The sequence below is a fragment of the Pseudomonas sp. TTU2014-080ASC genome, from assembly GCF_001446935.1.
GTDB lineage: Bacteria > Pseudomonadota > Gammaproteobacteria > Pseudomonadales > Pseudomonadaceae > Aquipseudomonas.
Genome location: NZ_LKKK01000002.1, coordinates 890,875 through 917,121 on the forward strand (window position 1 = coordinate 890,875; position 26,247 = coordinate 917,121).

Here is a 26,247-nt window from a genome sequence, read left to right on the forward strand (position 1 = left end):
AGAAAAACATAAGGCCTAAGACGGCATGTCGGACGCGCAAACACCATTTCAGATATTGCAGGGAATCGACAGCCTTTGTCGCTCTCTGGCTGCCGGCTTGCCTTCGCAGCAGGCCATCGTGCAGACATGGAGCGGCATCGGATTTCGCATGGGGGAGCGTTATTTCGTAGCGCCCATGGGGGAAATCGGAGAGGTTCTGCACGAGCCTCGCTATACCCTATTGCCGGGGGTTAAAACCTGGGTCAAAGGGGTTGCCAACGTGCGTGGTCGCTTGCTGCCGGTTATGGATCTATGCGGTTTTTTTGGCAGCGAGCTGTCTCCCTTGCGTAAAAAGCGCCGTGTACTGGTTGTCGATCATCAGGAGGTTTTTGCCGGCCTGACAGTCGATGAAGTCTTCGGCATGCAGCACTTTCTGGTGGATACATTCTCAGAACAATTACCACCTCTGGAGGCGTCAATCGCCCCCTTTATCCACGGTGTATTTCAACGGGAACAACCTTGGTTGGTGTTCAGCCCTCATGCGCTGGCGCAAAACCCGGAGTTTCTCGACGTGGCGTTTTAAACATATTCGGCTGGGTCGGTTTACCGACCTTTTGGCGTTAGTGGGAACCGAAGAGAGGGTCCAGGCGGGGGCCATAAAATGAAAAAAATCAAAGTCGGTAATTTGTTTGCAGATACGCGTAACAGTACGTTGATTGCAGGACTGTTTATTGTCCTGATCGTTTCGATTGTATTGCTGTTCGCCAACTTTGCTTACCTCAATACACAGTCCAACTACGACACGGAGTACATCGGCCACGCCGGTGAGCTGCGTGTACTCTCGCAGCGTATCGCTAAGAACTCCACAGAGGCGGCAGCCGGTAAGTCTGAGGCGTTCAAGTTGCTGCGTGAGGCCCGCAACGACTTTATGAAGCGCTGGGGCGCGCTGACTGATGGCGACACTGAGAGCGGTGTGCCCGCCGCGCCAGCAGCTCTCAAGGCTGAGATGGATGCGGTGCAGCAGGACTGGGACGTGCTGCGGCAGAATACCGATGCCATTCTGGCCAACGAACAGACCGTACTCTCACTGCACCAAGTAGCTGCCACGCTGGCTGAGACCATTCCGCAGCTGCAGGTAGAGTACGAAGAAGTTGTCGACATCCTGCTGGAAAGCGGTGCGCCTTCCGGGCAGGTTGCGGTTGCTCAGCGTCAGTCTCTGCTGGCCGAACGTATTCTGGGTTCAGTGAACAAGGTGCTGGCGGGTGACGAAGACTCTGTGCAGGCGGCGGATACCTTTGGCCGTGATGCCAGCCTGTTTGGTCGCGTACTGAACGCGATGATCAACGGCAACGCAGCCATGGAAATCTCCAAGGTTAGCGATGGCGAGGCCCGTGAGCGTCTGGCTGAAATCTCTGAGTTGTTCGAGTTCGTATCCGGCTCGGTGGATGAGATCCTTGAGACTTCGCCGGAACTGTTCCAGGTGCGTGAGTCGGCCAACATCATCTTCACCGTCTCGCAAACCCTTCTGGACAAAGCGTCGGTGCTGGCTAAAGGTTTCGAAGATCTGGCTTCCGGACGTGCGTTCAACACCATTGCCGGTTATGTCCTGGGCCTGCTGGCGCTGGCTTCGATCATCCTGATTGGCTGGGTGATCATGCGTGAAACCAACCGCCGACTCGCCGAAACGGCCGAGAAAAACGAGCGTAACCAGACTGCGATTCTGCGTCTGCTCGACGAAATCGCCGACCTCGCGGACGGTGACCTGACGGTGACTGCAACCGTAACCGAGGACTTCACCGGCGCGATTGCAGACTCCATCAACTACTCCATCGACCAGCTGCGTGATCTGGTAGCGACCATTAACCTGACCGCCGTTCAGGTAGCTGGTGCTGCTCAGGAAACCCAGGCCACAGCGATGCACCTGGCTGAGGCTTCCGAGCACCAAGCGCAGGAAATTGCCGGTGCGTCGGCTGCGATCAACGAAATGGCCGTGTCGATTGACCAGGTATCGGCGAACGCCTCTGAATCCTCAGCGGTAGCGGAGCGTTCCGTAGCCATCGCCAACAAGGGTAACGAGGTTGTACACAACACCATTACCGGCATGGATAACATCCGTGAGCAGATTCAGGACACCTCCAAGCGGATCAAGCGCCTTGGTGAATCGTCTCAGGAGATCGGTGACATCGTTAGCCTGATTAACGACATTGCTGACCAAACCAACATTCTTGCACTTAACGCTGCGATCCAGGCATCCATGGCCGGTGACGCGGGCCGGGGCTTCGCCGTGGTAGCGGACGAAGTACAGCGCCTTGCGGAACGTTCCTCGGCTGCGACCAAGCAGATCGAGGCCCTGGTTAAAACGATTCAGACTGACACCAACGAAGCCGTTATCTCGATGGAGCAGACCACCACCGAAGTGGTACGTGGTGCACGTCTGGCTCAGGATGCGGGTGTGGCGCTGGAAGAAATTGAGAAGGTATCCAAAACCCTGGCTGCCTTGATTCAGAACATCTCCAACGCTGCACGCCAGCAGGCGTCTTCGGCAGGCCACATTTCCAACACCATGAACGTGATTCAGGAAATTACCTCGCAGACTTCGTCGGGTACCACAGCGACTGCGCGTAGCATTGGTAATCTCGCGAAGATGGCCTCGGAAATGCGTAAGTCGGTATCCGGCTTTACCTTGCCCGACGGCGAACAGGCATAAAGCACGCTGCGGCAGGTTGAAAGACCTGCCGTACGGAATTAACGGCCGTGAGCGAGGGGCAGGAGATGCAGTCAGGCGTTTGGGCCTTGCAGCCTCTGGCAGATATGAGTGTCGCGGAATTTCGCGACTGGCAGGAGTTACTTGAGACACGCACAGGCGTTGTCCTCAATGAACAGCGCCGCTCATTTTTGCAGACCAACCTGAGTGCGCGCATGCGCGAACTGGGGGTTGAGGGGTATGGGGCCTACTACCAGCAAGTCACCGACGGCCCGCGAGGTGCTGTCGAGTGGTCGACTTTGCTGGACCGTCTGACCGTTCAGGAAACCCGTTTCTTTCGTCATCGGCCTTCATTCGACGTGCTTGAAGCGTATCTGCGTGAGCGGCTTGCGCAGGGGCTGAAGCAGCCGTTGGCACTGTGGAGTGTCGGCTGCGCCAGTGGCGAAGAGCCTTACTCGCTGGCCATCAGTGCTGCGGAAGTTTTGCGCACAAGTGAATTCGAAGGGCAATTCGGCGTAACCGGGACTGATATCAGTCTCAATGCATTGAGCAAAGCGCGTGAGGGGCTGTTCAGTTCCCGGCGTTTTGAACACATGGATGCCGAGTTGAGTAAGCGTTACTTCCAGACTCAGGAAGATGGTCGCCTCAAGGTATTACCCAGCCTGGCCAGCCGTGTGTGCTGTGCTCGCCTGAATGTGCTGGAGCTTAACAAGGCCCCCATGTCCGGTATGGACGTAATTTTCTGTCAGAACTTGCTGATCTATTTTCGTCGTTGGCGTCGCCGCGAAATCCTCAACCACCTGGCCGAGCGTTTGGCTCCGGGTGGATTGCTGGTCGTGGGTGTAGGTGAGGTAGCCGGGTGGCAGCACCCGTTACTGACTCCGGTGGCCAATGAGCATGTTCTGGCGTTTACCCGTCAGGGATAAGGCAGAAGAGCCAAGATATGAGTGGAGTGTCTATGGGTGATCGGCACGATTATGTCGCTCTTGAGTGGGTCAAGGGTGAAATCGCGGAAACCCTGAAACAGGCGCGTCAAGCCCTGGAGGCGTTCGTTGAGAACCCTCAGGATGTTACTCGCATGCGTTTTTGCCAGACCTATGTTCATCAGGTTCTTGGCACCCTGCAAATGGTCGAGTTCCATGGTGCTGCGTTGCTCGCCGAAGAGATGGAGCAACTGACGGGCGCTCTGATCGAAGGCAAAGCCGCTAACCATGCCGAGGCACTTGAGGTGCTGATGCAGGCTATCCTGCAATTGCCGGTGTATTTGGACAGGATTCAGACCGCGCGTCGCGACCTGCCAATGGTGGTGCTGCCGCTGCTGAACGACCTGCGCGCTGCCCGTGGGGAAAAACTGCTTTCTGAAACCAGCCTGTTTGCACCGGATATGTCTTCCCGTGCGCCTGCGCTGACCAATGAAACCATCGCAACATTAAGCACAGCAGAACTGCCTGCGCTGTTGCGCAAGTTGCGGCAAATGCTGCAGATGGCCTTGGTTGGTATCCTGCGTAATCAGGATGTACCGACCAATCTGAGCTACATGGCGCGGGTGTTGGCGCGGCTGGAGGCACTGTGCAAAGGCTCTCCGTTGGGAGCGCTTTGGCCCATCGCAGCCGGCGTTGTTGAAGGCCTGGCCGATGGCAGTGTGAATAACAGCAGTTCGGTGCGCACTCTGCTGCGGCAGGTGGATAAAGAACTCAAGCGTCTGCTCGATCAAGGTGCCGCTGGCTTCAATCAGGCTGCGCCGGAAGACCTGACAAAGAATCTGCTGTTCTACATAGCTAAATCCACCAGCCAGTCCCCGCGTATTCGCAGTCTTAAGGAACAATATCGCCTCGATGATGCGCTGCCGGAAACGCAGGTGGTTGAAGAGGAGCGTGCCCGTCTGGCAGGCCCGGACCGTGATGCAATGCGCTCTGTGGTTACTGCATTGTGTGAAGAACTGGTGCGGGTCAAAGACAGTCTGGACTTGTTCGTGCGCAGTGATCGCAGCCGAGTCAGTGAGTTGCAGCAACTGGCCGCGCCGCTAAAACAGATCGCCGATACGCTCGCTGTGCTGGGCTTTGCACAGCCACGCAAGGTGATCGCTGAACAAATTGAGGTGGTAAACAACCTGGTCAAAGGCTTGGGCGAGCCGAACGATGCCGTGCTGATGGATGTGGCAGGGGCGCTGCTGTATGTAGAAGCGACGCTGGCAGGTATGGTGGGGCCGTCTCAGGACACCACTGAAGACAGCCACCTGCCGACCACCGACGTGGCGCAAATTCATCAGGTTGTGATCAAGGAAGCCCGTAACGGGCTGGAGCAGGCCAAGGACTCGATCATCGAGTTCATTGCCTCGCAATGGAACCATGAGCACCTGGCCCGTGTGCCCGAGCTGCTCACCCAGGCCCGTGGTGGTCTGGCGATGATTCCGCTGCCGCGCGCCGCCGAGTTGCTCTCCGCTTGCACTCGCTATATTCAGGAGCAGTTGTTGGCCCGTAAGGCTGTGCCGAACTGGCAGAGCCTGGACATGCTGGCGGATGCTATCACCAGCGTTGAGTACTACCTGGAGCGTCTCTCCGAAGATCATGGCTCGCAGGGTGATGTAATTCTTGATGTGGCTGAGGAAAGCCTCGCCAATCTGGGCTATCCACCGAACACTCCCCTGGCACTGGCTGACGCTAAAGAACTTGTAGGGCAGGCACTGCCAGTTGCAGCGCCCGACGATTATCTTGCCAGTGAGCCAACCCAAACGCTGCCAGCAGAGGAACAAGATGCTGCGACAGTAGTGGAGTCGACAGAGCCGGTTTTGTCGCTGGCTGATGACCTTGAGCTGCAACACGAAGCGGAAGTTTCGGGCGAGACCAGCTTGCCCGAGCTGGAGCTGGTGGACTTTGATTTTGCCGAGCTTGAAGTTGTGGATGAGCCTGTGTCTGGCGGCGATGAGCTGTCGGCCAGCGAGGTGATTCTGGGTGAAGAGCTGGTTGCGTTCGACACCCTGGAGCTGGAAGAGCCTGTGGTGTGGGATGACGCTGAAATAGCCGCACTGGAGCTGCCAGAAGTCGAGTTACCCAGCGCCCCTATCGTGGTTGAAGCACCAGCGGTTGATCTCGACAAGCCGCTGAGCATGGCTGATGTCATGGCTGCACCGGTGCAGGCGATTAATCCGCCTGCTGTTGATGCACCACCGAGTTTGCTCCCGCCACCGGCTGATGAAGAGCCGGTTGATGAAGAACTGCTAGAAGTCTTTATCGAAGAAGTGGGAGAAGTGCTCGAGACCATTGGCGAGTTTTTCCCCCAATGGTGTGCCGACAGCGATAACAAAGAAGCCCTGACTGAAGTCCGCCGCGCTTTCCATACCCTCAAAGGGAGTGGCCGCATGGTGCGGGCGTTGATCATCGGCGAACTGGCATGGTCGATTGAGAACCTGCTCAACCGTGTTCTGGATCGCACCATTGAGCCGTCTGCCGAGGTGCAGCAAGTGGCGGCAGATGTGCTAGCCCTGATGCCGGACCTACTCGAAGAGTTCGCCAACAAGGCTCAGCGCCAGCGCGATGATGTCGATCATCTGGCCGCGACAGCCCATGCACTGGCCAAAGGGCAGAAAGTCACGTCGATAGCCGTCGTTGCTGACGCCCCTGTTGAGGCGCCGCTGCCGGAACAGTCCGAAGAGCCGTCCATTTCGACTGACGAGGAGCCCCTTGATCCGCAGTTGCTGGAAATCTTCCGCAACGAAGCAGAGATGCATCTGGATACGCTGGTGGCCTACTTGGCCAATTGCGCCCAAGAGCTGCCACAGCCCGTCAGTGACGATTTGCAACGTGCGCTGCACACCCTCAAGGGCAGTGCCTCAATGGCCGGGATTAGCCCGGTTGCGGAAATTGCCGCACCGCTGGAGCGATTGGTCAAAGAGTTCAAAACCAACCTGATCCAAGTTGATCTGGCTGAGGCAGAGCTGCTCAGTGATGCTGAAAAACTGATCCGCCAAGGTGTCGAGCAGTTGGCAAGCCAACCTCTGCAAGCCCTGCCTGGCGCCGCTGCTTTCCTTGAACGGGTGCAAGCGTTGCACCACGATCGCCTCGAGCTGGCTGAGAACAACCGTCTTGAGGATAAAGGCGCTAAGCGCGATCCACAGATGATCAGCATCTTCCTGGCCGAAGGCATGGACATCCTGCTGGATGCGGAAGATTTGCTGCGCCGCTGGCGTGAACACCCAAGCCAGCGTCAGGAGCTCAATTCGCTACTGGATGAACTCACCACGCTGGGACGCGGTGCGGAGATGGCGGAACTGCCGCAGATTGAAGAACTCTGCGAAGCACTGCTGGATCTGTATGGCGCAGTCGACGAAGGCAGCCTGGCGGTCAGCGAGCCATTCTTTAATGAAGTTGAGCAGGCCCATGAGGCTCTGATCAGCATGATGGACCAAGTGGCTGCAGCGCTTGAGGTTACTGCTGCGCCGGAACGCGTGGCGGCCTTGCGTGATTTGCTGAATCAGGCGCTGCCACCTGAAGCCATCGGTCTTCTCAGTGATGACGGCCAGAGCATGCAGGTCCTTGATCTGGATGAACTCAGTGCTGCGTTGGATCAGTCTGAAGAGACACTACCAGCCGACACCGAGCTGAACCTTGAACTTCAGCCTAATGACGAGCTGCTCGCGGAGCCGGTGGCCGATGAGTTGCAGCTGCCTGGGCTGGACAGTGAGGCGGCAGATGCGATTCTCGACCCAGTCGCAGAAGTCGCAGAAGTCGCAGAGCCTGAGGCTTTTGTAGCCGCTGAAAGCACCAGCGAAGCATCCAGCGTTCAGGTCCTGGATACGCTGGATGAGGAGATGGTCGCCATCTTCCTCGAAGAGGCTGTTGATATCCTTGATAGCGCCGGTCAGTCGCTTGAACGCTGGTTGGCCGATCCAGAAAGTAAGCCGTCACTGTCGGCATTGCAGCGTGATCTGCACACCCTCAAGGGTGGGGCGCGGATGGCTGAGATTCGTCCGATTGGTGATTTGGCCCATGAGCTTGAGTCACTCTATGAAGGTTTGGTGGACGGCCGTTATAGCTACTCACCAGCGCTGAGCGGCCTGCTGCAGAGAAGCCACGATTGCCTGGCGCAGCAGCTTGAACAGCTGCAAGCGCGAGAGCCGATGCCACAACCTGAAGCGCTGATCGAAGCCATTCGTAATTTCCGTCAGCATGGTTTTGCCGCAGATGCCGTTGCGCCCGAAGAAATTCCAGCTGTAATCGAGGAGGTCATTGAGGCGCAGCCCGAAGTCGTACTCGACCTAGCAGACGAAATCGCGCCTGAGCCGTTGGTTGAAGTCGAAGCACTGGAATTGAATCCGGCAGAGGTTGAAGCCCCTGCTCCGGCTGAGGTCGAAGAGCCTTCACTGCCAGAGATTGAGCCTGTAACGCTGAGTGAGGCTGTTACACCTGTTGCGCAGGCTGCGGCAGTGGATGATCGCGATCCTGAGTTGGTTGAAATCTTCCTCGAAGAGGGTTTCGACATCATCGACAGCGCCTCGGCTGCGCTGCAGCGCTGGATGGGCAATGTCGACAACAGTGTCGAGCTGGAAGCCCTACAGCGTGATCTGCACACCCTCAAAGGTGGTGCGCGGATGGCCGAAGTTCGCGAAATCGGCGATCTCGCCCACGAACTTGAGTACCTCTATGAGGGCCTCGGACAGGGTAGCCTCAAAGCTGATGACAGCCTGTTCAGCCTCCTGCAAACCTGCCACGACAGCCTGTTTGGCATGCTTGAGGCGGTGCGTGATCATCAGGTGGTACCGAGTGGCGATGCCCTGATTGCCGCGATAAAGACCCTGCGTACGAATCCAGGCCAACAGCTGTCAGTGCCGACCTCGGTTGCCCTGACGCCGCATGTCGAAGCCGTCGATTCGGAAACAGAAGCCGACATTCTGGATATCTTCCTGGAAGAGGCGGATGACCTGCTCGAAGCGATGGATGCGAGCATGGTGCGCTGGGACGCAGACCGCGACCAGAGTGCGTCACTGGAAGAACTCCAACGTGTATTGCATACCCTCAAAGGGGGCGCGCGTCTGGCCGGACAGAAGCGTCTGGGCGATCTGACCCACGATCTTGAGCAGCATCTGAACGATGCCCAGAGCAGCGGCCTGAATTGGAATGAAAGTCTGTTTGCGGATACTCAATCGGCGATTGAGGGCATCCGTCAGACGCTCGATGAGTTGCGCCAGCGCCTGACAGAGGTTCCGCTTGCAACGGTCGATGCTGAAGAACCCGTCGCGGCCGTTCAGCCTATGCTACAGTTGGCAACGCCTATCGTGGCGGCCAGCCAAGTGCCGCAACAGCAGGCTGAAACCAAGGTTCTGCCGTTTGTGCGTAAGGCGCAGGAGGCGGCGCTTGAGATAGCCGCGCGCCGCGCGCCTCAAGAGCTGGTACGGGTGCCTGCAGAACTGCTGGAAGAGTTGGTCAACCTGGCCGGTGAAACCTCGATTTTCCGGGGGCGGGTCGAGCAGCAGGTGAGTGACTTTGCATTCACCCTGAGTGAGATGGAAGCCACCATCGACCGCGTGCGGGATCAGTTGCGTCGCCTCGATACCGAAACTCAGGCGCAGATTCTCAGCCGTATTCAAGCTGAGGCTGAGCGCGCGGGCTATGAAGAATTTGACCCGCTGGAGATGGACCGCCACTCGCAGTTGCAGCAGCTGTCGCGCTCGCTGTTTGAGTCGGCGTCCGACTTGTTGGACCTGAAGGAAACCTTGGCTGCCCGTAGCCGCGATGCGGAGACGCTGTTGCTGCAACAGGCACGGGTTAACTCCGAATTGCAGGAAGGCTTGATGCGTACACGCATGGTGCCTTTCGATCGTCTGGTCCCGCGTCTGCGCCGGATTGTGCGGCAGGTTTCCAGCGAACTGGGTAAACAGGTCGAATTCCACATCGGCAACGCCGAAGGCGAGATGGACCGTACCGTGCTTGAGCGCATTGTCGCGCCGCTGGAGCATATGCTGCGTAACGCGGTTGACCACGGTGTTGAGTCTGTCGAGGCGCGTCGTGCAGCGGGTAAACCGGAGCACGGCACCATCCGTTTGGACTTGGGCCGGGAGGGCGGGGACATCGTTCTGACGTTGTCAGATGACGGTGCCGGTATTCGTCTGGACGCGGTGCGCCAGAAAGCCATTCAGCGTGGACTGATGGATGCCGACTCAGACCTGACCGATCACGAAATACTGCAGTTCATCCTTGAGGCGGGCTTCTCCACCGCTGAGAAAATTACCCAGATATCCGGGCGTGGCGTCGGGATGGACGTAGCCAATTCTGAGGTGAAGCAGCTCGGCGGTTCCATGAGCATTGCCTCAACGCCTGGCAGCGGAACTACCTTTACCGTGCGCCTGCCGTTTACCGTGTCGGTAAACCGGGCGTTGATGGTGCTGTCCGGGGAAGACCTATACGCCATCCCGCTGAATACCATCGAAGGTATCGTGCGCGTGTCGCCGTACGAGTTGGAGGCTTACTACGCTCCGGATGCACCGCGCTTTGAGTACGCCGGTCAGGCCTATGAACTGCGTTATCTGGGGGATCTGCTGAACAACGGGCAGCATCCGAAACTGGTGGGGCAGAGCCTGCCGTTGCCGGTGATCCTGGTGCGCTCGAAGGAGCACGTGGTTGCCGTGCAAGTGGACTCCCTGGCGGGCTCACGGGAAATCGTGGTGAAGGGACTTGGCCCGCAGTTCGCCGGTGTACCGGGAATTTCCGGGGCGACTATTCTCGGGGATGGCCGTGTGGTGGTGATTCTTGACCTGCTGGCGACTATCCGTGCCCAGCATGCCCGTCAGTTGCCGCGCCAAGGGCGTCAGGCCGCACAGGTTGCAGAGGCCGAAACCGGACGTCCGACGTTGGTTATGGTGGTCGATGACTCGGTTACGGTGCGTAAGGTTACAACTCGCCTTCTGGAGCGCAACGGCATGAACGTGCTGACGGCTAAAGATGGTGTGGACGCCATTGCCCAGCTGCAGGAAACCAAGCCGGACATCATGCTGCTGGATATCGAGATGCCGCGCATGGATGGCTTCGAAGTGGCCACGCTGGTGCGCCACGACGAAAATCTGAAGGACCTGCCAATCATCATGATTACCTCGCGTACCGGTGATAAGCACCGTGAGCGGGCCATGAGCCTTGGCGTCAACGAGTACCTTGGCAAGCCGTATCAGGAAGCCCTGTTGCTTGAAACCATTCAAGGATTGGTTAAACAGCCATGACAGAAAAAACGGCAGCTCGAATAGCAGTTATTGCCGATACCTCGCTGCAACGTCATGTGTTGCAGCAGGCTCTGACCGGCAATGGCTACGAAGTAGTCATGAACAGCGATCCGGCCCGTCTGGATGAAGCGGCGCTGAATGCCTGTGAGACAGATTTGTGGCTGGTCGATCTGGCTCAGTCAGAGGATTCGCCTCTGGTTGACAGTCTGCTGGAAACCACCGATGCGCCGGTGTTGTTTGGCGAAGGCCACGCGCCGGAGCGGCATTCCGAGAACTACCCGCGTTGGGAACGCAGCCTGTTCGGTAAGGTGAAGAAACTGGTGGGGGATCCGGCGCAAGCGGTCGGCCCTGCACTGGAGGAGCTGCTGGCAGACGCCCAGCGCCCGAGCCGCGTAGACCTTCCTGATGCGTTGGCACAAACCCCACTGGTGGCTGGTGAGCCGGCCCGGCAGGTGTGGCTGTTGGCTGCATCCTTAGGCGGTCCGGCTGCGGTGAAGGCGTTCCTTGACTCGCTGCCGGGCGGACTGCCGATTGGTTTTATCTACGCACAGCATATCGATCCGAGTTTTGAAGCGGCGCTGCCGCAGGCCGTTGGACGGCACAGCCAGTGGCACGTCAATCCGGTGCGTGATGGCGACGCCGTGCGTTATGGCGAAGTGGTGGTGGTGCCAATCCGCAATGAGCTGAGCTTCACTGAAGACGGCTTAATGCGGGTGACCGATCGCAGCTGGCCGGAGCCTTACAGCCCGTCTATTGATCAGATGATGCTTAACCTGGCACAGCAGTTCGGGGCTAATGCCGGTGTGATTGCTTTCAGCGGTATGGGCAGTGATGGCAGTGCGGCGGCGGCTTACGTTGAGCGTCAGGGCGGGCTGATCTGGACCCAGCGCGCAGACAGCTGCGCTTGCCCGAGCATGCCAGACAGCTTGCGTGAGGGCGGTTATAGCAGCTTCAGCGGTGATCCACGTGAGTTGGCCGAAGCGCTGGTCAGTCATCTGGCCGCGCAGTGCAGTTAATCAGGGCCAGTAGCCCGACAGGATATTGTCATGAGTGAAGCGGTTGCGACTCAAAACACTTCCAACAGCCTGACTGGCTTGTTGATCCCGTTGACCGACCGTACGCTGGTGCTGCCCAACGTCGCGGTGGCAGAGCTGATTCCTTACCGGGCGGTACAGGCTACCGAAGGTCTGCCCGGCTGGTTTCTGGGGCAGGTTGCCTGGCGTGATCTGCGTCTGCCTCTGCTGTCATTTGAAAATGCCTCGGGTGGCCAGAGCCAAGTTGGTCCGACATCACGGGTAGCCGTGATCAATGCCCTGGGCGGCCGTGATACGGTGAAATTCATTGCCCTGTTGGTGCAGGGGATTCCGCGCTCGGTGAAGTTGACACCGGAATTACCACACTCCGATGCACCCCTGACGGCCCTAGAGCTAGCTGCCGTGCAAGTGGGAGATACAGTGGCTAAGATTCCTGACCTGCTCGGGCTGGAACAAAAGCTGGCGGATGCCGGGCTGATCTGAACTGTAGGCAATGGGCGATTAGAAATCGCCCCACAGCTGCTGAGCCACGCTTAGAGCCACCACCGGCGCTGTTTCGGTACGCAGCACACGGGGGCCGAGCCGGGCGGCGAGAAAGCCCTGTTCCTGTGCCTGTTTGACTTCCGCATCACTCAAGCCACCTTCGGGGCCGATCAGGAAGGCTAATGAATGTGGTTTGGCGTGGCTGGCCCAAGGCTCAGCGACTGGATGCAGAACCAGTTTCAGATCGGCCTCTACCTGTTTAAGCCAATCGGCCAAACTGATCGGTGGGTGGATCAGTGGAACGGTCGAGCGTCCACATTGTTCACAGGCACTGATTGCGACCTGACGCCAGTGGGCCAGACGCTTATCGGCGCGCTCATCTTTCAGGCGCACCTCGCAGCGCTCGCTGACAATCAGACTGATTTCATTGGCACCCAGTTCGGTCGCTTTCTGGATCGCCCAGTCCATTCGTTCCCCCCGTGACAGGCCCTGGCCGAGATGCACGCGCAGCGGCGAGTCGGGTTGACCGGCAAAGCACTCGCGCAGCTCGACACGCACCGTTTTTTTGCCGACTTCGATCAGTTCGCCCAGGTATTCCTGGCCGCTGCCATCGAACAGCTGCACAGCATCACCGACCGTATGGCGCAGGACGCGACTGATGTAGTGGGCCTGATCTTCAGGCAGTTCGTGCTGCCCCAGAGACAGGGGCGCATCGACAAAAAAGCGGGAAAGGCGCATGGGTGAAAATCGCAATCCGTAACAGTTGAGCGTGAAAGATTAACCCGGGTCGCGGAATCCGGGGTAATTAGGGTTGCCGGTTGCCACACTGACGCGGCTGCGGGTGGCAATTTCGATGCCTTCTGTGGCCACTTCGGCGAGGAAGTCGATCTGCTCCGGGGTGATCACGTACGGAGGTAGGAAATACACCACGCTGCCCAGCGGGCGCAGCAGGGCTCCCCGGCTCAGAGCGTGCTGATAGACCTGCATGCCGCGCCGCTCTTGCCATGGGTAGGCGGTCTTGGTTGCTTTGTCTTGCACCATCTCAATGGCGATGGCCATGCCGGTCTGGCGAACTTCTGCCACGTGAGCGTGATCGGCCAGATGGGCGCAGGCGCGCCCCATGTGGGTGGCCAGGGCTTTGTTGGCTTCGATCACATTGTCTTGTTCGAAGATATCCAAGGTTGCCAGCGCCGCCGCACAGGCCAGCGGATTTCCGGTGTAGCTGTGGGAATGGAGGAAGGCGCGCAGGGTGGGGTAATCATCGTAGAAGGCCTGATACACCTTGTGAGTAGTCAGGCAGGCGGCCAGGGGCAGGTAGCCGCCCGTGAGTGCTTTAGATAGGCACAGGAAGTCAGGACGGATGCCCGCCTGCTCACAGGCAAACAGGCTGCCGGTGCGGCCAAACCCTACGGCGATTTCATCGTGAATCAGGTGCACGTCGTAGCGGTCGCAAGCTTCACGCAGCAGTTTGAGATAAATCGGATGATACATGCGCATGCCGCCAGCCCCTTGAATCAGCGGCTCAACAATCACCGCGGCGATTTCATGGCTGTGCTCGGCAAGTGTTTGCTCCATGTGCTGGAACATCGTGCGCGAATGTTCTTCCCAGCTCACGCCTTCTGGGCGGTAGTAACAATCCGGGCTGGGTACTTTGATGGTGTCTAGTAGCAGCGCCTTGTAGGTGTCGGTAAACAGGCCGACATCACCTACCGACATCGCCGCGATGGTTTCACCGTGGTAGCTGTTGCTGAGGGTGACGAAGCGTTTCTTATCGGGTTTGCCGATGTTGAGCCAGTAATGGAAGCTCATCTTCAGGGCGACTTCGATGCACGAAGAGCCGTTATCGGCATAGAAAACGTGGTCCAAACCCTCTGGGGTGATTTGTACTAAGCGCTCGGACAGTTCAATCACTGGCTGATGGCTGAAACCGGCCAAAATGACATGCTCAAGCTGATCGACCTGATCCTTGATGCGTTGATTAATGCGTGGGTTGGCATGGCCGAACACATTGACCCACCAGGAACTGACCGCATCCAGATAACGCTTGCCGTCGAAGTCCTCCAGCCAGACACCCTCGCCGCGTTTAATAGGGATCAGCGGCAGGCTCTCGTGGTCCTTCATCTGGGTGCAGGGATGCCAGACAACCTTGAGGTCGCGCTGCATCCAGTGGTCGTTCAGGCTCATAACTCGGCTCTCCAGTGACGATTGCCAAGCGTACCAGAAGCGCTAGTGTGGATGGCATGCGGCCGTGCAGCGAGAAGCTGCTGCAACAGCAGGTCACAGATTCGCTGCTGTCGATGGGTTATAAAAACAGTTCTTATAGAGCGGTCTGTCTGGTCTTTGGTGAGAAGCTTTGTGGCTACTTCTCAAAAGCGCTAAAACCAGACGCTATAAAAAACGTTTACTTATCGTATCAGTTGATAATTAAAACCAATATTTTTGGCTTTAAATCGATAGGTTTATTGTTAGGCTTTTGGGCTTTCACCCGCTGAGAACAACAGGGATCTTAGTAATGCAATGGAGTAATTCCCCTTCACGATACGGCCTGACTAGCGTGTTGATGCACTGGTCGGTTGCCGTGGTGGTCTTCGGTTTGTTTGCGCTGGGTTACTGGATGGTTGGGCTGGATTACTACAGCAGTTGGTACCGTACAGGCCCGGATTTGCACAAAAGCATTGGCCTTGTGCTGTTTGCTTTGATGGTTCTGCGGGTTTTGTGGCGTGTGCTTAGTCCTGCTCCGGCGGCCTTAGCTGAACACGGTGCACTGACACGTTTTGCCAGCAAGCTGGGGCACGCATTTTTGTACCTTGGTCTGTTTGTCGTAATGATTTCGGGCTACCTGATTTCTACCGCTGATGGCCGCGGCATTGAAGTATTTGGCCTGTTTGAAATACCTGCGACCTTGACCAGTATTCCTGACCAGGAAGATGTTGCCGGGCTTGTACATAAATTCATGGCATGGACATTGGTGATTTTTGCCGGTGTCCACGCCCTGGCTGCGTTGAAACATCACTTTATCGACCGTGACCGAACTCTGTTGCGGATGTTCGGTCGCTAAATTAAGGGCTGGTATGAAGCGAGCCCCTTATCTGAAAAGGAAAATGCCCATGTTGAAGAAAACCCTCGTTGCACTTGCCCTGGGTACCGCGTTGGCTGGTGCTGGTCAGGCTATGGCTGCTGATTATGCAATCGACAAGCCGGGTCAACACGCGTTCGTTAATTTCAAAATCAGTCACCTGGGTTACAGCTGGCTGTACGGAACCTTCAAAGACTTCGATGGTTCGTTCAGCTTTGATGCAACTAAGCCAGAAGAAAGCAAAGTCAACGTAACTCTGAATACAAGCAGCCTGGACACCAACCATGCTGAACGTGACAAGCATTTGCGCAGCGCAGATTTCCTTAACGTCAGCAAGCACCCAACGGCGACCTTCTCTTCCACTGCGGTGAAGTCCACCGGTGAAGGTACTGCTGATATTACTGGCGACCTCACTTTGAACGGTGTGACTAAGCCAGTGGTGATTGAAGCTAAGTTCCTGGGTGAAGGTAAGGACCCATGGGGTGGCTACCGTGCAGGCTTTGAAGGCAGTACCAAACTGAAGCTGAAAGACTTCAACATCGAAAAAGATCTGGGACCGGCTTCCCAAGAAGTTGAGCTGATTATTTCGGTAGAAGGCATCCGCAAGTAATGGCGTGATTGGCAGTGAGCTCATTTCACTGCCACAGCCAAACAAGAACGCCGCCCATTGGGCGGCGTTCTTGTTTGCAGGCCTTACGACTCTTCGCGGTTGCGCGTGAGCAGAGCTGGCTTCTCGCCACGTGGCCGCGTGCTGGTCAGTTCGTCCAACTGCTCCGGTGTAGGGAAGCGATCCAGACGGGAGCTCTTATGAAGGATCAGCGGCTGCTTAGCGGCTGGTTTAGCAGCTACATCGCGCATTGGGCGTTCGTCGCGGCTCAGTGAAGTGACGCGATTGTCACGCGCAGGGCGTGAGCGGCCCGAACCGTTGCGGCCTGCATTCTGCCCGTTATTGCGCTGACCGCCATTGCTGGCGCCGTTGTTGCGGCGTCCCTGTTGGCCCGCAGCACCGTTATTGTTGCGTGGGCCTTTGTCCTGACGCGCCCCTTGGTTACGAGGTGCATTGTTTTGCCCAGCCCCTTGGCCTGGACGGCGGCCACGGTTTTGCTGCTTATTCTGAGTCGGGCTGACGTAGTCGGCGCGGTTGCCGAAGTTGTCGATTTCGTCATCCAGAAACTCTTCAGGATCGCGATCCGGTGGCAGGGCCGGGATTGCGGCCGGACGGGCATCCTGACGGGGCTGTTGGCGGCGGCCGGACTGCGGACGGTTGCGGTTGCTGCGTGCGCCTTCTTTGCTCGGCTCTTTACTGGTCTCGCTGCTGGTGTCTTTAGTGGTGTTACGGCCTTTGTCCTTACCTTTGTCACGACGGCCGTTGCCACGACGTTCGCCTTCTGGCTTGTCGCCGCGAGGCGGGCGCGGTTGGCGAGGCTCACGCACTTCTGGGCGTTCGGCCTCCAGAGTGCTGGCATCGAAACCTTGCAGATCACCATCCGGGATTTTCTGCTTAGTCATGCGCTCGATGTTTTTCAGCAGCTTTTCTTCGTCCGGTGCAACCAGAGAGATCGCTTCGCCGGTGCGGCCTGCACGGCCAGTGCGGCCGATACGGTGGACGTAATCTTCTTCCACGTTCGGTAGCTCGAAGTTGACCACGTGTGGCAACTGGTCGATGTCCAGGCCGCGGGCTGCGATGTCGGTGGCAACCAGAATACGCACCTTGTTTGCCTTGAAGTCGGCCAGCGCCTTTGTACGTGCATTCTGGCTCTTGTTGCCGTGGATCGCGGCAGCAGGCAGGCCATGTTTCTCGAGGTATTCGGCAAGTCGGTTAGCGCCATGCTTGGTACGGGTAAAGACCAGCACCTGTTCCCATGCTCCAGCGGTGATCAGGTGGGCCAAGAGGGCGCGCTTCTGATTGGCTGGTAGGCGGAAAATACGCTGCTCAATGCGCTCAACCGTGGTGTTCGGCGGCGTCACTTCGATACGCTCGGGATCGTGCAGCAGCTTGTTGGCCAGATCGGTGATGTCTTTGGAGAAGGTCGCCGAGAACAGCAGGTTCTGACGTTGCGCAGGCAGTCGGGCCAGCACTTTTTTCACGTCATGGATAAAGCCCATGTCGAGCATGCGGTCGGCTTCATCCAGCACCAGAATCTCTACATGGCTCAGGTCCACTGCATCTTGACCGGCCATATCGAGCAGGCGACCAGGGCAGGCGACCAGAACATCGACACCTTTAGCCAGCGCTTTAACCTGCGGGTTCATGCCGACACCGCCGAAGATGCAGGCGCTAACCAGATTGAGATCACGGGCATACAGCTTGAAGCTGTCATGTACTTGTGCAGCAAGCTCCCGGGTCGGCGTCAGGACCAGTACGCGGGGTTGTTTGGGGCCGTGGCGATGTTCGCGGTCAGGGTGACCACCGGGAAACAGACGCTCAAGAATCGGCAGGGCAAAACCGCCCGTTTTACCTGTACCCGTCTGGGCTGCCACCATCAGGTCGCGGCCTTGCAACACGGCGGGAACAGCCCGCTGTTGCACTGGAGTGGGCTGGGTGTAGCCAGCGGCTTCGACCGCACGGACTAAAGCCTCGGAGAGACCGAGGGAAGCAAAGGACATGTGTGATCCTGTCTAGTGAGGGCTTGGCCCTATGGGGTGTAATGCCTGGCTTGAATCACACATCAGCGGTGTGATCCCGTCCGGTACTACTGGCCTCTGGGGGCGAGTATCCGGGCGCAAGTCAGACAGGGTTGGTCGAGTATAACAGAGCTGCGCGCTTGTGAACGGGTTTACTGTCAGCGGATTACATTGCAGAACGACGGATGGTGTCAGCATCGTTCTGAGAGCCGCCGGAGCATAACCGTGCGCTGTCCTGGGCACTTGCAGAAGCAGTTGGACAGGCACGGCGTGCATTTATTTCACCAGCTTGTAGCAAGGTTCGTACGCAGTGCCGCCGGGTAGCTTCATTCGGTGCTGGTCAACGAAGGCCTGCAGGAGCAAATCCAGCTGATGCATGATTTGCGGGTCGCCACTGATTTCGTAAGGGCCGTGCTGTTCAATCAGGCGAATGCCTTGCTCCTTGACGTTACCGGAGACAATGCCCGAAAACGCACGGCGCAGGTTGGCTGCCAGTTCATGCGGCGGTTGTTCGCGGGTCAGGTTGAGGCTGGCCATATTCGCGTGGGTCGGCTCGAACGGGTGCTGGAAGCCTTCGTCGATTTTCAGCAGCCAGTTGAAGTGATAGGCGTCTGTGTGCTCGCGGCGGAAGTGGGTAACCGCTTTGATCCCACGCGCCATGTCGTAAGCCACCAGCGCCGGGTCTTCAATGATGATGCGGTACAGCTGCTGAGCCGCTTCGCCCAGCGTCTTGCCAATGAACTCATGCAACTGGTTCAGGTAATCAGCGGACGTAGCCGGTCCTGTCATGATCAACGGGAACGGCAGATCTTTGTTATCCGGATGCAGCAGAATGCCGAGTAGATACAGCAACTCTTCGGCAGTGCCTGCGCCACCTGGGAAAATGATGATGCCGTGACCTACACGGACAAAGGCCTCAAGGCGCTTTTCGATATCCGGCAGGATGACCAGCTCGTTGACGATCGGGTTAGGCGCCTCGGCTGCGATGATGCCTGGCTCGGTCAGTCCCAGATAGCGGGCATGCAGAATGCGTTGCTTGGCATGGGCAATGGTGGCGCCTTTCATCGGGCCTTTCATCACGCCGGGGCCACAGCCGGTGCAGATGTCCATGCCGCGCAGGCCAAGTTCATGGCCGACCTTTTTGGTGTACTTGTATTCTTCGCTGCTGATCGAGTGGCCGCCCCAGCACACCACCATGTTTGGCTCAACGCCTGGGCGAAGGGTGTGGGCATTACGCAGCAAGTGAAAAACGTAATCGGTGATGCCTTGGCTGCTGCCGAAGTCGAAGCGCTGATACCCCATCTCGCTTTGGGCGTAAACGATATCGCGCAGGGCGCTGAACAACATTTCACGAGTGCTGGCGATCATTTCGCCATCGACAAAGGCATCTGCGGGCGCATTCAGCAGCTCAAGACGGATCCCACGATCCTGCTGAAGAATACGCACTTCGAAATCCGGGTAGGCCTCAAGAATGGTCTTGGCGTTGTCGCTGTGCGAGCCGGTATTGAGGATTGCCAAAGCGCATTGGCGGAATAGCTGGTAAACGCCGCCTGAACCGGTTTCGCGTAGCTGCTGCACCTCGCGCTGGGAAAGAGTTTCCAGGCTACCTCGCGGGGATACTGAGGCATTGATGGTTTTGCGTGCGGCCATTCAGGCGCTCCCTGTTGGATTAACCACGCAGCCTTGCATGGCCATGCGTTTACTGAAGTATGGTCGTGGATACGAGCCTTGCTCAGAGTTTCATGCGCGGCAAAAGTTCGGGAAGACACTTATGCGCATAAGGCGTTAGCAACTGCCAGCCCAAAGCCGGGCTGGCAGTCTGACCGTCAACGGGGCAGTTGAAGGTTATTCCAGATCGCCAGGCTCGCCTCGGCCTGGTTCAGGGTGTAGAAGTGCAGACCCGGTGCGCCGCCTTCCAGTAACTGCTCGCACATACGGGTGATCACTTGCTCGCCGAAGGCCTGGATGCTGTCGATGTCGTCACCGTAGGCTTCCAGTTGCTTGCGAATCCAGCGCGGCAGTTCGGCACCGCAGGCGTCGGAGAAGCGCGCCAGTTTGCTGTAGTTGGTGATCGGCATGATGCCCGGCACGATTGGCAGATCCACGCCCAGTTTGCGTACACGGTCGACAAAGTAGAAGTAGCTGTCTGCGTTGAAGAAGTACTGAGTGATGGCGCTGTCGGCACCGGCTTTGGCCTTGCGCACGAAGTTGGCGATATCGTCTTCGAAATTGCGTGCCTGTGGGTGCATTTCCGGGTAGGCGGCAACTTCGATGTGGAAGTGATCACCGGTTTCGTTGCGGATGAACTCTACCAGTTCATTGGCGAAGCGCAGCTCGCCGCTGGCCATGCCCATGCCGGAAGGCAAGTCACCACGCAGGGCGACAATGCGCTTGATGCCGGCATCTTTGTACTGGTTGAGCAGCTCGCGCAGCTCGGCCTTACTGTCACCGACACAGGACAGGTGCGGCGCAGTCGGTACTTTTACCTCTCCATCCAGTTGCAGCACGGTATTCAGTGTTCGGTCGCGGGTCGAGCCACCGGCACCGTAAGTGCAGGAGAAAAAGTCTGGTTTGTAGCTCGCCAACTGGCGCGCCACTGTCATCAGTTTTTCGTGACCAGCTTCAGTTTTGGTAGGGAAGAACTCGAAGCTGTAACGGCGTTCTTGAGACATAACAATCTTCCATAAGGTGAGTCAGCCGCAGAGGCGGACTCACCAGAAAACTCAATGGGAGCCTTGCGGCTCCCCCGACATCAGTAACGGTAGGCGTCAGGCTTGAACGGGCCTTCAACCGTTACGCCGATGTAGTCAGCTTGCTGTTTGGTCAGCTTGGTGACTACGCCGCCGAAGCCTTTAACCATTTCCAGGGCTACTTCTTCGTCGAGTTTCTTCGGCAGTACTTCAACGGTCAGACGCTCGGCTTTCTTCTCGGCCGACAGATCAGCGAACTTTTGCTCGAACAGGAAGATCTGCGCCAGAACCTGGTTGGCGAAGGAGCCGTCCATGATGCGGCTTGGGTGACCGGTGGCGTTACCCAGGTTTACCAGGCGGCCTTCGGCCAGCAGGATCAGGTAGTCGTCGTTTTGTGGGTCGAAGCTGCCAGCGCCAGTGCGGTGGATTTTGTGAACCTGCGGCTTCACTTCTTCCCATGCCCAGTTTTTGCGCATGAAAGCTGTGTCGATTTCGTTATCGAAGTGGCCGATGTTGCACACCACTGCACGCTTCTTCAGCGCCTTGAGCATGTTGGCGTCGCAGACGTTGACGTTACCGGTGGTGGTTACGATCAGGTCGATCTTGCCCAGCAGAGCAGCGTCAACACTGGCTTCGGTGCCGTCGTTGAGGCCATCTTTGTAAGGGGAGACCAGCTCGAAGCCGTCCATGCAGGCCTGCATTGCGCAGATCGGGTCAACTTCGGAAACCTTAACGATCATGCCTTCCTGACGCAGGGACTGTGCAGAGCCTTTGCCCACGTCGCCGTAGCCGATTACCAGCGCTTGCTTGCCGGACAGCAGGTGGTCAGTGCCGCGCTTGATGGCGTCGTTCAGGCTGTGACGGCAGCCGTATTTGTTGTCGTTCTTGCTCTTGGTTACCGAGTCGTTGACGTTGATCGCCGGGACTTTAAGGGTGCCAGCCTTGAGCATGTCGAGCAGACGGTGCACGCCGGTGGTGGTTTCTTCAGTGATGCCGTGGATTTTTTCCAGCATCTGCGGGTATTTCTTGTGCAGGATTTCGGTCAGGTCGCCGCCGTCGTCCAGCACCATGTTGGCATCCCATGGCTGACCATCTTTGAGGATGGTTTGCTCGATGCACCACTCGTACTCTTCTTCGGTCTCACCTTTCCAGGCGAATACCGGGATGCCAGCAGCGGCGATAGCTGCGGCGGCCTGATCCTGAGTGGAGAAAATGTTGCAGCTGGACCAGCGCACTTCAGCGCCCAGGGCGATCAGGGTTTCGATCAGCACACCGGTCTGGATGGTCATGTGGATGCAACCGAGGATCTTGGCGCCTTTCAGCGGCTGGCTAGCGGCGTATTTACGACGCAGGCCCATCAGTGCCGGCATTTCCGACTCGGCGATGATCAGCTCTTTGCGGCCCCAGTCGGCCAGGGAAATGTCAGCTACTTTGTAATCAGTAAAAGCGGCGCTCATAAAGCTCTCCATTCGTTGTCTGCGAATGGGCGCCGTTGATGCGTTTGGGTAACGCCCCATCCGAGCCTGACAGGCTGTGATTGGCCTGCTGCAGCGCCCCTCGGACAGGTGGCGGGAGTGCCCGGGCGGTGCCGGACAGCTAAAACGGGCGAATTATAGCGGGTCAGCTGGGTTAGCCCAAGGCTTTCTGTCGAGCTTTACTCCATGAATCCGGTGTTTTTTCGGAAATGCTTCTGGCGTTTGTGCCGCGGCTGGTGCAGGCTGCACAGGTTTTTGAGAAAAGAGGTGCTGCTATGACCATCGCGTATTGGTGTGTGTTGATTGCCATGATTTTGCCGTATGTCTCTACCATCACAGCCAAGGCGATCGGTGGTGGATTCAGCCCCGAACATAACCGTGATCCGCGAGCGATGCTGGACCGTTTGACCGGTATGGCACGACGTGCCCACAACGCACAGCTCAACAGTTTTGAAGTGACGCCGGCGTTTTCCGCGGCGGTGATCATCGCCCATCTGGCCGGTAACGCCGAGCAAATGCTGATCGATCAGTTGGCCATTTGCTTTGTGATCAATCGTCTGGTCTATCTGATCTGTTACCTGATGGATTGGGCGCCTCTGCGCTCTTTGGTCTGGTTTGTCGGCATGGGCCTGATTATCAGCCTTTTTGTAGTGTCCGCGTAATTTGTCACTTGGCGGGCGTTGCTCGCCAAGTGCGTCATTCTGTAAGCGCAGGTGGGTGATGGGGCGTATAGTTTGCTTTCGCCCTTGGAATGCCTGAGCTAGAGCGTCCGGCTTTGGTTCGATAAGCCTTGTTTGTGGAATCTGTATGCCCCTCTCAACTTTCAGGAAGTCAGGCTGACCCTGTCATGGGCCTTGCGCGGTCTGTCGGCGATGGTGTTCGCCAGCAGTATGAAGAACTGGACCAGATCGCTACTGCGATGAACGAAATGAGTGCCACGGTTGCAGAGGTGGCCCGACATGCGGTCCAGGCTGCCGAGTCAGCACGCAGCGCCGATGTGCGCGCGCAACAGGGGGCAGCAATTTGTGCAACACAGTGCAGCACAAATTGATCAGTTGGCTCAGCAGTTGAACAGCAGCAGTGAGCAGGTTCAGCGTCTTCAGCTCGAAACAGGCAGTGTTGGTAAGGTGCTGGAAGTGATTACCGGAATCGCTGAACAGACCAACTTGCTGGCTCTGAATGCTGCAATTGAAGCGGCCCGTGCAGGCGAAGCTGGTCGTGGTTTTGCGGTGGTGGCTGATGAGGTGCGGACACTCGCCAGTCGCACACAGCAATCTACCGGTGAAATTCAAAGCATTATTAAGTGTTTGCAGAGCGGTGCTGACGATGCTGTTGAAGCCATGCAGCAGAGTGTAGCGCTGGTGCAGAACAATCTGTCCCATATCAATCAGGCCAGTCTGGCTCTGGACACAATTGTGGGGGCGGTAGATGGCATTAATGCGATGAACACTCAGATTGCTACTGCTGCCGAAGAGCAGAGTCAGGTGTCGAGTGAGATCGATCAACGTATCACGCAGATTTCCAGCATTGCTCAAAGCAGTTAGCAGAAGATGCAGGAGATGGTTGATGCCAGTTCGCTCATTCATGCGCAGGTGGTGCAGTTGAATCAGCATCTTGGTCGCTTCCAGCTCTGAGTACGCTCGGCTGGGTGTCGGTCAGCGGTTCGATTTACTTGGCCTTTGCCTGCTCAATAGCGATACTGCGCGACTTTGTAATTGCTGATGGTGTAACTGATGAATAAATTCCTGCTGTTGGCTGCTGTGTGCCTGTCTCTGGCCGCATGTGGTGGGGTTGATCCAAATTCGCCTCAGGGAAAACGTCAGGCCATCTTCAAGGACATGCTCAAAGTGAGTGAGGACCTTGGAGGTATGCTGCGCGGTCGTATTGCTTTTGATGAAAGCCGCTTTGCTGAGGGCGCGGTTAAGCTGGATGCGTTGACGCGTACGCCTTGGCAGCATTTCCCTAAGGTGCAGGAAGCAGGCGGTGAAACCCGGGCCAAAGATGATGTCTGGCAGCGTCAGGAACGCTTTCAGGAGCTGGCCCAGGAGATGGAAGCCAGCACGGCTGAGTTGGTCGCCGTCGCAGCTAATAAACCCTTGCGTGAGCAGGCGCTTGTTGCCCCTATGAAAAAGGTCGAGGACAGCTGCAAGGCTTGTCACGAAGAGTTTCGGGCGTACTGATCACGGTCAAGTTGTCTGGTGCGATGCACTGGCTTGTTTCAAAAACCTGCAACCTGCGCTGCACGTAACTGTTGGCGCAGGTTGTTTGTTTCCGGGTGAGTGAAAAAAGCCTGTAGTTGTCGTGCTCGGTTCGGGCTGATGCCGGGTATGCGTTGCCAGTCGGTAACGGTGCGCTCGGTCAACGTTTGCCAGTTGTCTCCGTCGATCTGTCCTGCTGGTGCGCCGAGTGCCTTTAGCCACTTTTTGAAGGGGCGCTGCTTTGCGAGTTGAAAGCTGTTGTACAGGTGTTGGGCATTATTTGCGCTAATACCTGGGATGGTTGATAACTCCTCCTCAGTCCATTGCAGCCAGTCCAAGAGCCCTTGCAGTTTGCCGCTGTTTTGCAATTTGTCCCAGCTGCCTGGGCCGACTCCAGGTAGGGCCAGTCCGTGCTTGCTGCTGAGCCAGTTCAGGCGGGCGCTGAATTGGCTGGAGCAGGTTAGTGTCGGGTGCCAGCAGCTAAGCGGGTGAAAGTCTTTGGCATTGGGGACCTCAAGTCTGGAGCGTTGTTGCGTGCGCCAGAGCACGCTGTCAAAGGTGGGAATGGTCATCCCGGACAAACGAATGACCACCTGATCGCCTGGGCGTACGTCGTGCTTTTCCCAGCGCTTGAGGGAGCCAAGGCTGACATACTCGACCCGGCGATCATCCAGTCTCACTGGCTCAACGCGAATTATGGGAGTGATGCGTCCACTACGGCCAATGCGGAACTCGATAGCTTGGACTACGCCCAGCGTCTGCTTGGCCGGATACTTCCAGGCGGCGGCCCATGAGGCCGGTTCAGCCCGCCAGCGGGACGGTTCAGGGCGCTGATCCTGGCGAATGACGATGCCGTCGCTGGCAAAAGGTAATGGGGTTTTGTACCAGTGTCTGCGCCATCGGCGAATATCGTGAAGTCCGTTTACACGCACACTCATTTGCTCAGTATCGGTAAAACCGAGTTTAGTCAGTTGCGCGGAGCGATCTGCCAGTGAGGCAGGGCCATTAGGCCACTCCCATACAAACAAGCCAATTTGCTCGGCGTCCTGCTGGTCCAACTGTTTTCGGTTGAGTAGTCCGGCGATCTTGCTGCGCAGCCCCTGACTGCCCTGCACTTGTTGTACATGCCCGGGTTGCCGCCAGTACAGCTCACCCTGAAGGATTAAGTCGGCGCTTTCCGGTAGCTGCTTGGGAATCGCCGGGATGAGCCTGGCATGTGTTGTCCAGTTTTGCCCGCGCAGTCCGTTGCCACGGCTGATCATTTGCTGCAGCTGGCCCTCTCGATAAACCAAAGTGACAGCGATGCCGTCTACTTTGGGTTGAACCCAGAGCGCTTCCCGTCCCTGTATCCAGTTTTGTACAGCTTCTGCGCCGGGTAATTTACGTAAGCCTGTGTGGGGCACCGGGTGGGCGGTCTTGCCTGTGCTGCTGCTTAGTGGGCTGCGTTCGGCCGGAGCGTCGTTCGCAAAGCATTCGCGCAGTCGCTGCAGGTTGTGGCTGGCCTGGTCGTAGAGTTCGTCAGGAATGGGAGAGTAACCGTGCTTGTGGTAATGCACGTCCCATTCTTCCAGCTGTCTGGTCATGGTCGTCAGCTCGGCAGCGGCGTGCTTTGCTGACCAGCTCGGGCAGGCGGCCCAGACTGTGCCGGGTATCAGCAGTAGTGATAGGAGAATTCTCATCAGCAGCATCCTTGCTTGCGGTATGGCGCAGCAGGCTAATCGCTCTGGGATGAGGCAGAAGTGTGGGGACAATAAAAAAGCCCCGCATTGCGCGGGGC

Annotated in this window: 19 protein-coding genes and 1 riboswitch; of the genes, 12 read left to right on the top strand and 7 right to left on the bottom strand. The window is 57.5% G+C overall.

The window, feature by feature from the left end; translation table 11 throughout:
• The first annotated feature begins 25 nt into the window (after positions 1-25).
• The 6 genes from AO726_RS09615 to AO726_RS09640 all read left to right on the top strand — a co-directional run bounded on the left by AO726_RS09615 (position 26) and on the right by AO726_RS09640 (position 12,406).
• The gene (locus AO726_RS09615; RefSeq protein WP_058067842.1) at positions 26-562 is read left to right on the top strand and encodes a chemotaxis protein CheW; all 537 of its coding nucleotides are present in this window, start codon (positions 26-28) and stop codon (positions 560-562) included.
• A 78-nt stretch (positions 563-640) separates the two neighbouring features.
• Positions 641-2,686 carry a methyl-accepting chemotaxis protein gene (locus AO726_RS09620; RefSeq protein ID WP_058067843.1) on the top strand — a complete coding sequence of 682 codons (2,046 nt, stop codon included), beginning with the start codon at positions 641-643 and terminating at the stop codon, positions 2,684-2,686.
• A gap of 65 nt (positions 2,687-2,751) precedes the next feature.
• Positions 2,752-3,609 (top strand): CheR family methyltransferase, encoded by an 858-nt coding sequence (locus tag AO726_RS09625; protein WP_058067844.1) that lies wholly within the window; start codon positions 2,752-2,754, stop codon positions 3,607-3,609.
• Between the two features lie 32 nt (positions 3,610-3,641).
• The gene (locus AO726_RS09630; protein ID WP_058067845.1) at positions 3,642-10,889 is read left to right on the top strand and encodes an Hpt domain-containing protein; all 7,248 of its coding nucleotides are present in this window, start codon (positions 3,642-3,644) and stop codon (positions 10,887-10,889) included.
• A complete protein-coding gene (locus tag AO726_RS09635; RefSeq protein WP_058067846.1) occupies positions 10,886-11,905 on the top strand; it encodes a chemotaxis protein CheB in 1,020 nt (339 codons plus the stop codon). The genes AO726_RS09630 and AO726_RS09635 overlap by 4 nt, the downstream gene beginning before the upstream one ends.
• A 30-nt stretch (positions 11,906-11,935) precedes the next feature.
• Positions 11,936-12,406, top strand: coding sequence for a chemotaxis protein CheW (locus AO726_RS09640; RefSeq protein WP_058067847.1), 471 nt, complete (start codon positions 11,936-11,938; stop codon positions 12,404-12,406).
• An 18-nt stretch (positions 12,407-12,424) separates the two neighbouring features.
• On the opposite strand, the gene AO726_RS09645 is transcribed toward AO726_RS09640, so the two are convergent.
• Entirely contained in the window at positions 12,425-13,144 is a 720-nt protein-coding gene (locus tag AO726_RS09645; protein WP_058067848.1) for a 16S rRNA (uracil(1498)-N(3))-methyltransferase, read from the bottom strand.
• Positions 13,145-13,183: 39 nt separating this feature from the next.
• Complete coding sequence (locus tag AO726_RS09650; RefSeq protein ID WP_058067849.1) at positions 13,184-14,590, bottom strand: adenosylmethionine--8-amino-7-oxononanoate transaminase; 1,407 nt, start codon at positions 14,588-14,590, stop codon at positions 13,184-13,186.
• Between the two features lie 14 nt (positions 14,591-14,604).
• Here AO726_RS09650 and AO726_RS09655 point away from each other — a divergent pair, with 14 nt between their 5' ends.
• The 3 genes from AO726_RS09655 to AO726_RS09665 are packed head-to-tail and all read left to right on the top strand — an operon-like array spanning position 14,605 to position 16,092.
• Positions 14,605-14,898 (top strand): hypothetical protein, encoded by a 294-nt coding sequence (locus tag AO726_RS09655; RefSeq protein WP_152987264.1) that lies wholly within the window; start codon positions 14,605-14,607, stop codon positions 14,896-14,898.
• A gap of 20 nt (positions 14,899-14,918) precedes the next feature.
• Positions 14,919-15,464 (top strand): cytochrome b, encoded by a 546-nt coding sequence (locus AO726_RS09660; protein WP_058067851.1) that lies wholly within the window; start codon positions 14,919-14,921, stop codon positions 15,462-15,464.
• 49 nt (positions 15,465-15,513) lie between these two features.
• Complete coding sequence (locus AO726_RS09665) at positions 15,514-16,092, top strand: YceI family protein (protein ID WP_058067852.1); 579 nt, start codon at positions 15,514-15,516, stop codon at positions 16,090-16,092.
• Between the two features lie 83 nt (positions 16,093-16,175).
• Here the strand turns inward: AO726_RS09665 and AO726_RS09670 are convergent, their stop codons facing one another.
• The 4 genes from AO726_RS09670 to ahcY form a co-directional block, all read right to left on the bottom strand.
• Positions 16,176-18,089, bottom strand: a complete 1,914-nt coding sequence (locus AO726_RS09670; RefSeq protein ID WP_058067853.1) for a DEAD/DEAH box helicase — start codon at positions 18,087-18,089, stop codon at positions 16,176-16,178.
• Between the two features lie 294 nt (positions 18,090-18,383).
• Positions 18,384-19,757: a nucleotide 5'-monophosphate nucleosidase PpnN gene (ppnN, locus tag AO726_RS09675; protein ID WP_058067854.1), complete on the bottom strand. Its 1,374-nt coding sequence runs from the start codon at positions 19,755-19,757 to the stop codon at positions 18,384-18,386.
• A gap of 176 nt (positions 19,758-19,933) precedes the next feature.
• Positions 19,934-20,779, bottom strand: coding sequence for a methylenetetrahydrofolate reductase [NAD(P)H] (metF, locus tag AO726_RS09680; protein WP_058067855.1), 846 nt, complete (start codon positions 20,777-20,779; stop codon positions 19,934-19,936).
• Positions 20,780-20,859: 80 nt separating this feature from the next.
• Positions 20,860-22,266, bottom strand: a complete 1,407-nt coding sequence (gene ahcY, locus AO726_RS09685; protein WP_058067856.1) for an adenosylhomocysteinase — start codon at positions 22,264-22,266, stop codon at positions 20,860-20,862.
• An 8-nt stretch (positions 22,267-22,274) separates the two neighbouring features.
• Positions 22,275-22,362, bottom strand: a riboswitch (S-adenosyl-L-homocysteine riboswitch).
• Between the two features lie 185 nt (positions 22,363-22,547).
• Here ahcY and AO726_RS09690 point away from each other — a divergent pair.
• From AO726_RS09690 to AO726_RS09700, 3 genes are all read left to right on the top strand, one after another.
• A complete protein-coding gene (locus tag AO726_RS09690) occupies positions 22,548-22,934 on the top strand; it encodes an MAPEG family protein (protein ID WP_058067999.1) in 387 nt (128 codons plus the stop codon).
• Between the two features lie 333 nt (positions 22,935-23,267).
• Complete coding sequence (locus tag AO726_RS21160; protein WP_446737421.1) at positions 23,268-23,816, top strand: methyl-accepting chemotaxis protein; 549 nt, start codon at positions 23,268-23,270, stop codon at positions 23,814-23,816.
• Positions 23,817-24,005: 189 nt separating this feature from the next.
• Positions 24,006-24,452 (top strand): c-type cytochrome, encoded by a 447-nt coding sequence (locus tag AO726_RS09700; RefSeq protein WP_058067857.1) that lies wholly within the window; start codon positions 24,006-24,008, stop codon positions 24,450-24,452.
• Positions 24,453-24,490: 38 nt separating this feature from the next.
• Here the strand turns inward: AO726_RS09700 and ligB are convergent, their stop codons facing one another.
• On the bottom strand, positions 24,491-26,155 hold the full coding sequence (ligB, locus tag AO726_RS09705; RefSeq protein ID WP_446737422.1) for an NAD-dependent DNA ligase LigB: 1,665 nt from the start codon (positions 26,153-26,155) through the stop codon (positions 24,491-24,493).
• Between the last annotated feature and the right edge of the window lie 92 nt (positions 26,156-26,247).

Excerpts from the sequence above, each read along its gene's own strand:
- AO726_RS09620 (WP_058067843.1), top strand. The coding sequence starts at position 641 with ATGAAAAAAATCAAAGTCGGTAATTTGTTTGCAGATACGCGTAACAGT.
- AO726_RS09640 (WP_058067847.1), top strand. The coding sequence starts at position 11,936 with ATGAGTGAAGCGGTTGCGACTCAAAACACTTCCAACAGCCTGACTGGC.
- AO726_RS09615 (WP_058067842.1), top strand. The coding sequence starts at position 26 with ATGTCGGACGCGCAAACACCATTTCAGATATTGCAGGGAATCGACAGC.
- AO726_RS09630 (WP_058067845.1), top strand. The coding sequence starts at position 3,642 with ATGGGTGATCGGCACGATTATGTCGCTCTTGAGTGGGTCAAGGGTGAA.
- metF (WP_058067855.1), bottom strand. The coding sequence starts at position 20,779 with ATGTCTCAAGAACGCCGTTACAGCTTCGAGTTCTTCCCTACCAAAACT.
- AO726_RS09665 (WP_058067852.1), top strand. The coding sequence starts at position 15,514 with ATGTTGAAGAAAACCCTCGTTGCACTTGCCCTGGGTACCGCGTTGGCT.
- AO726_RS09650 (WP_058067849.1), bottom strand. The coding sequence starts at position 14,590 with ATGAGCCTGAACGACCACTGGATGCAGCGCGACCTCAAGGTTGTCTGG.
- AO726_RS21160 (WP_446737421.1), top strand. The coding sequence starts at position 23,268 with ATGTGCGCGCGCAACAGGGGGCAGCAATTTGTGCAACACAGTGCAGCA.
- AO726_RS09700 (WP_058067857.1), top strand. The coding sequence starts at position 24,006 with ATGAATAAATTCCTGCTGTTGGCTGCTGTGTGCCTGTCTCTGGCCGCA.
- AO726_RS09670 (WP_058067853.1), bottom strand. The coding sequence starts at position 18,089 with ATGTCCTTTGCTTCCCTCGGTCTCTCCGAGGCTTTAGTCCGTGCGGTC.
- AO726_RS09645 (WP_058067848.1), bottom strand. The coding sequence starts at position 13,144 with ATGCGCCTTTCCCGCTTTTTTGTCGATGCGCCCCTGTCTCTGGGGCAG.
- AO726_RS09660 (WP_058067851.1), top strand. The coding sequence starts at position 14,919 with ATGCAATGGAGTAATTCCCCTTCACGATACGGCCTGACTAGCGTGTTG.
- AO726_RS09625 (WP_058067844.1), top strand. The coding sequence starts at position 2,752 with ATGCAGTCAGGCGTTTGGGCCTTGCAGCCTCTGGCAGATATGAGTGTC.
- AO726_RS09635 (WP_058067846.1), top strand. The coding sequence starts at position 10,886 with ATGACAGAAAAAACGGCAGCTCGAATAGCAGTTATTGCCGATACCTCG.
- ppnN (WP_058067854.1), bottom strand. The coding sequence starts at position 19,757 with ATGGCCGCACGCAAAACCATCAATGCCTCAGTATCCCCGCGAGGTAGC.
- ahcY (WP_058067856.1), bottom strand. The coding sequence starts at position 22,266 with ATGGAGAGCTTTATGAGCGCCGCTTTTACTGATTACAAAGTAGCTGAC.
- AO726_RS09690 (WP_058067999.1), top strand. The coding sequence starts at position 22,548 with ATGACCATCGCGTATTGGTGTGTGTTGATTGCCATGATTTTGCCGTAT.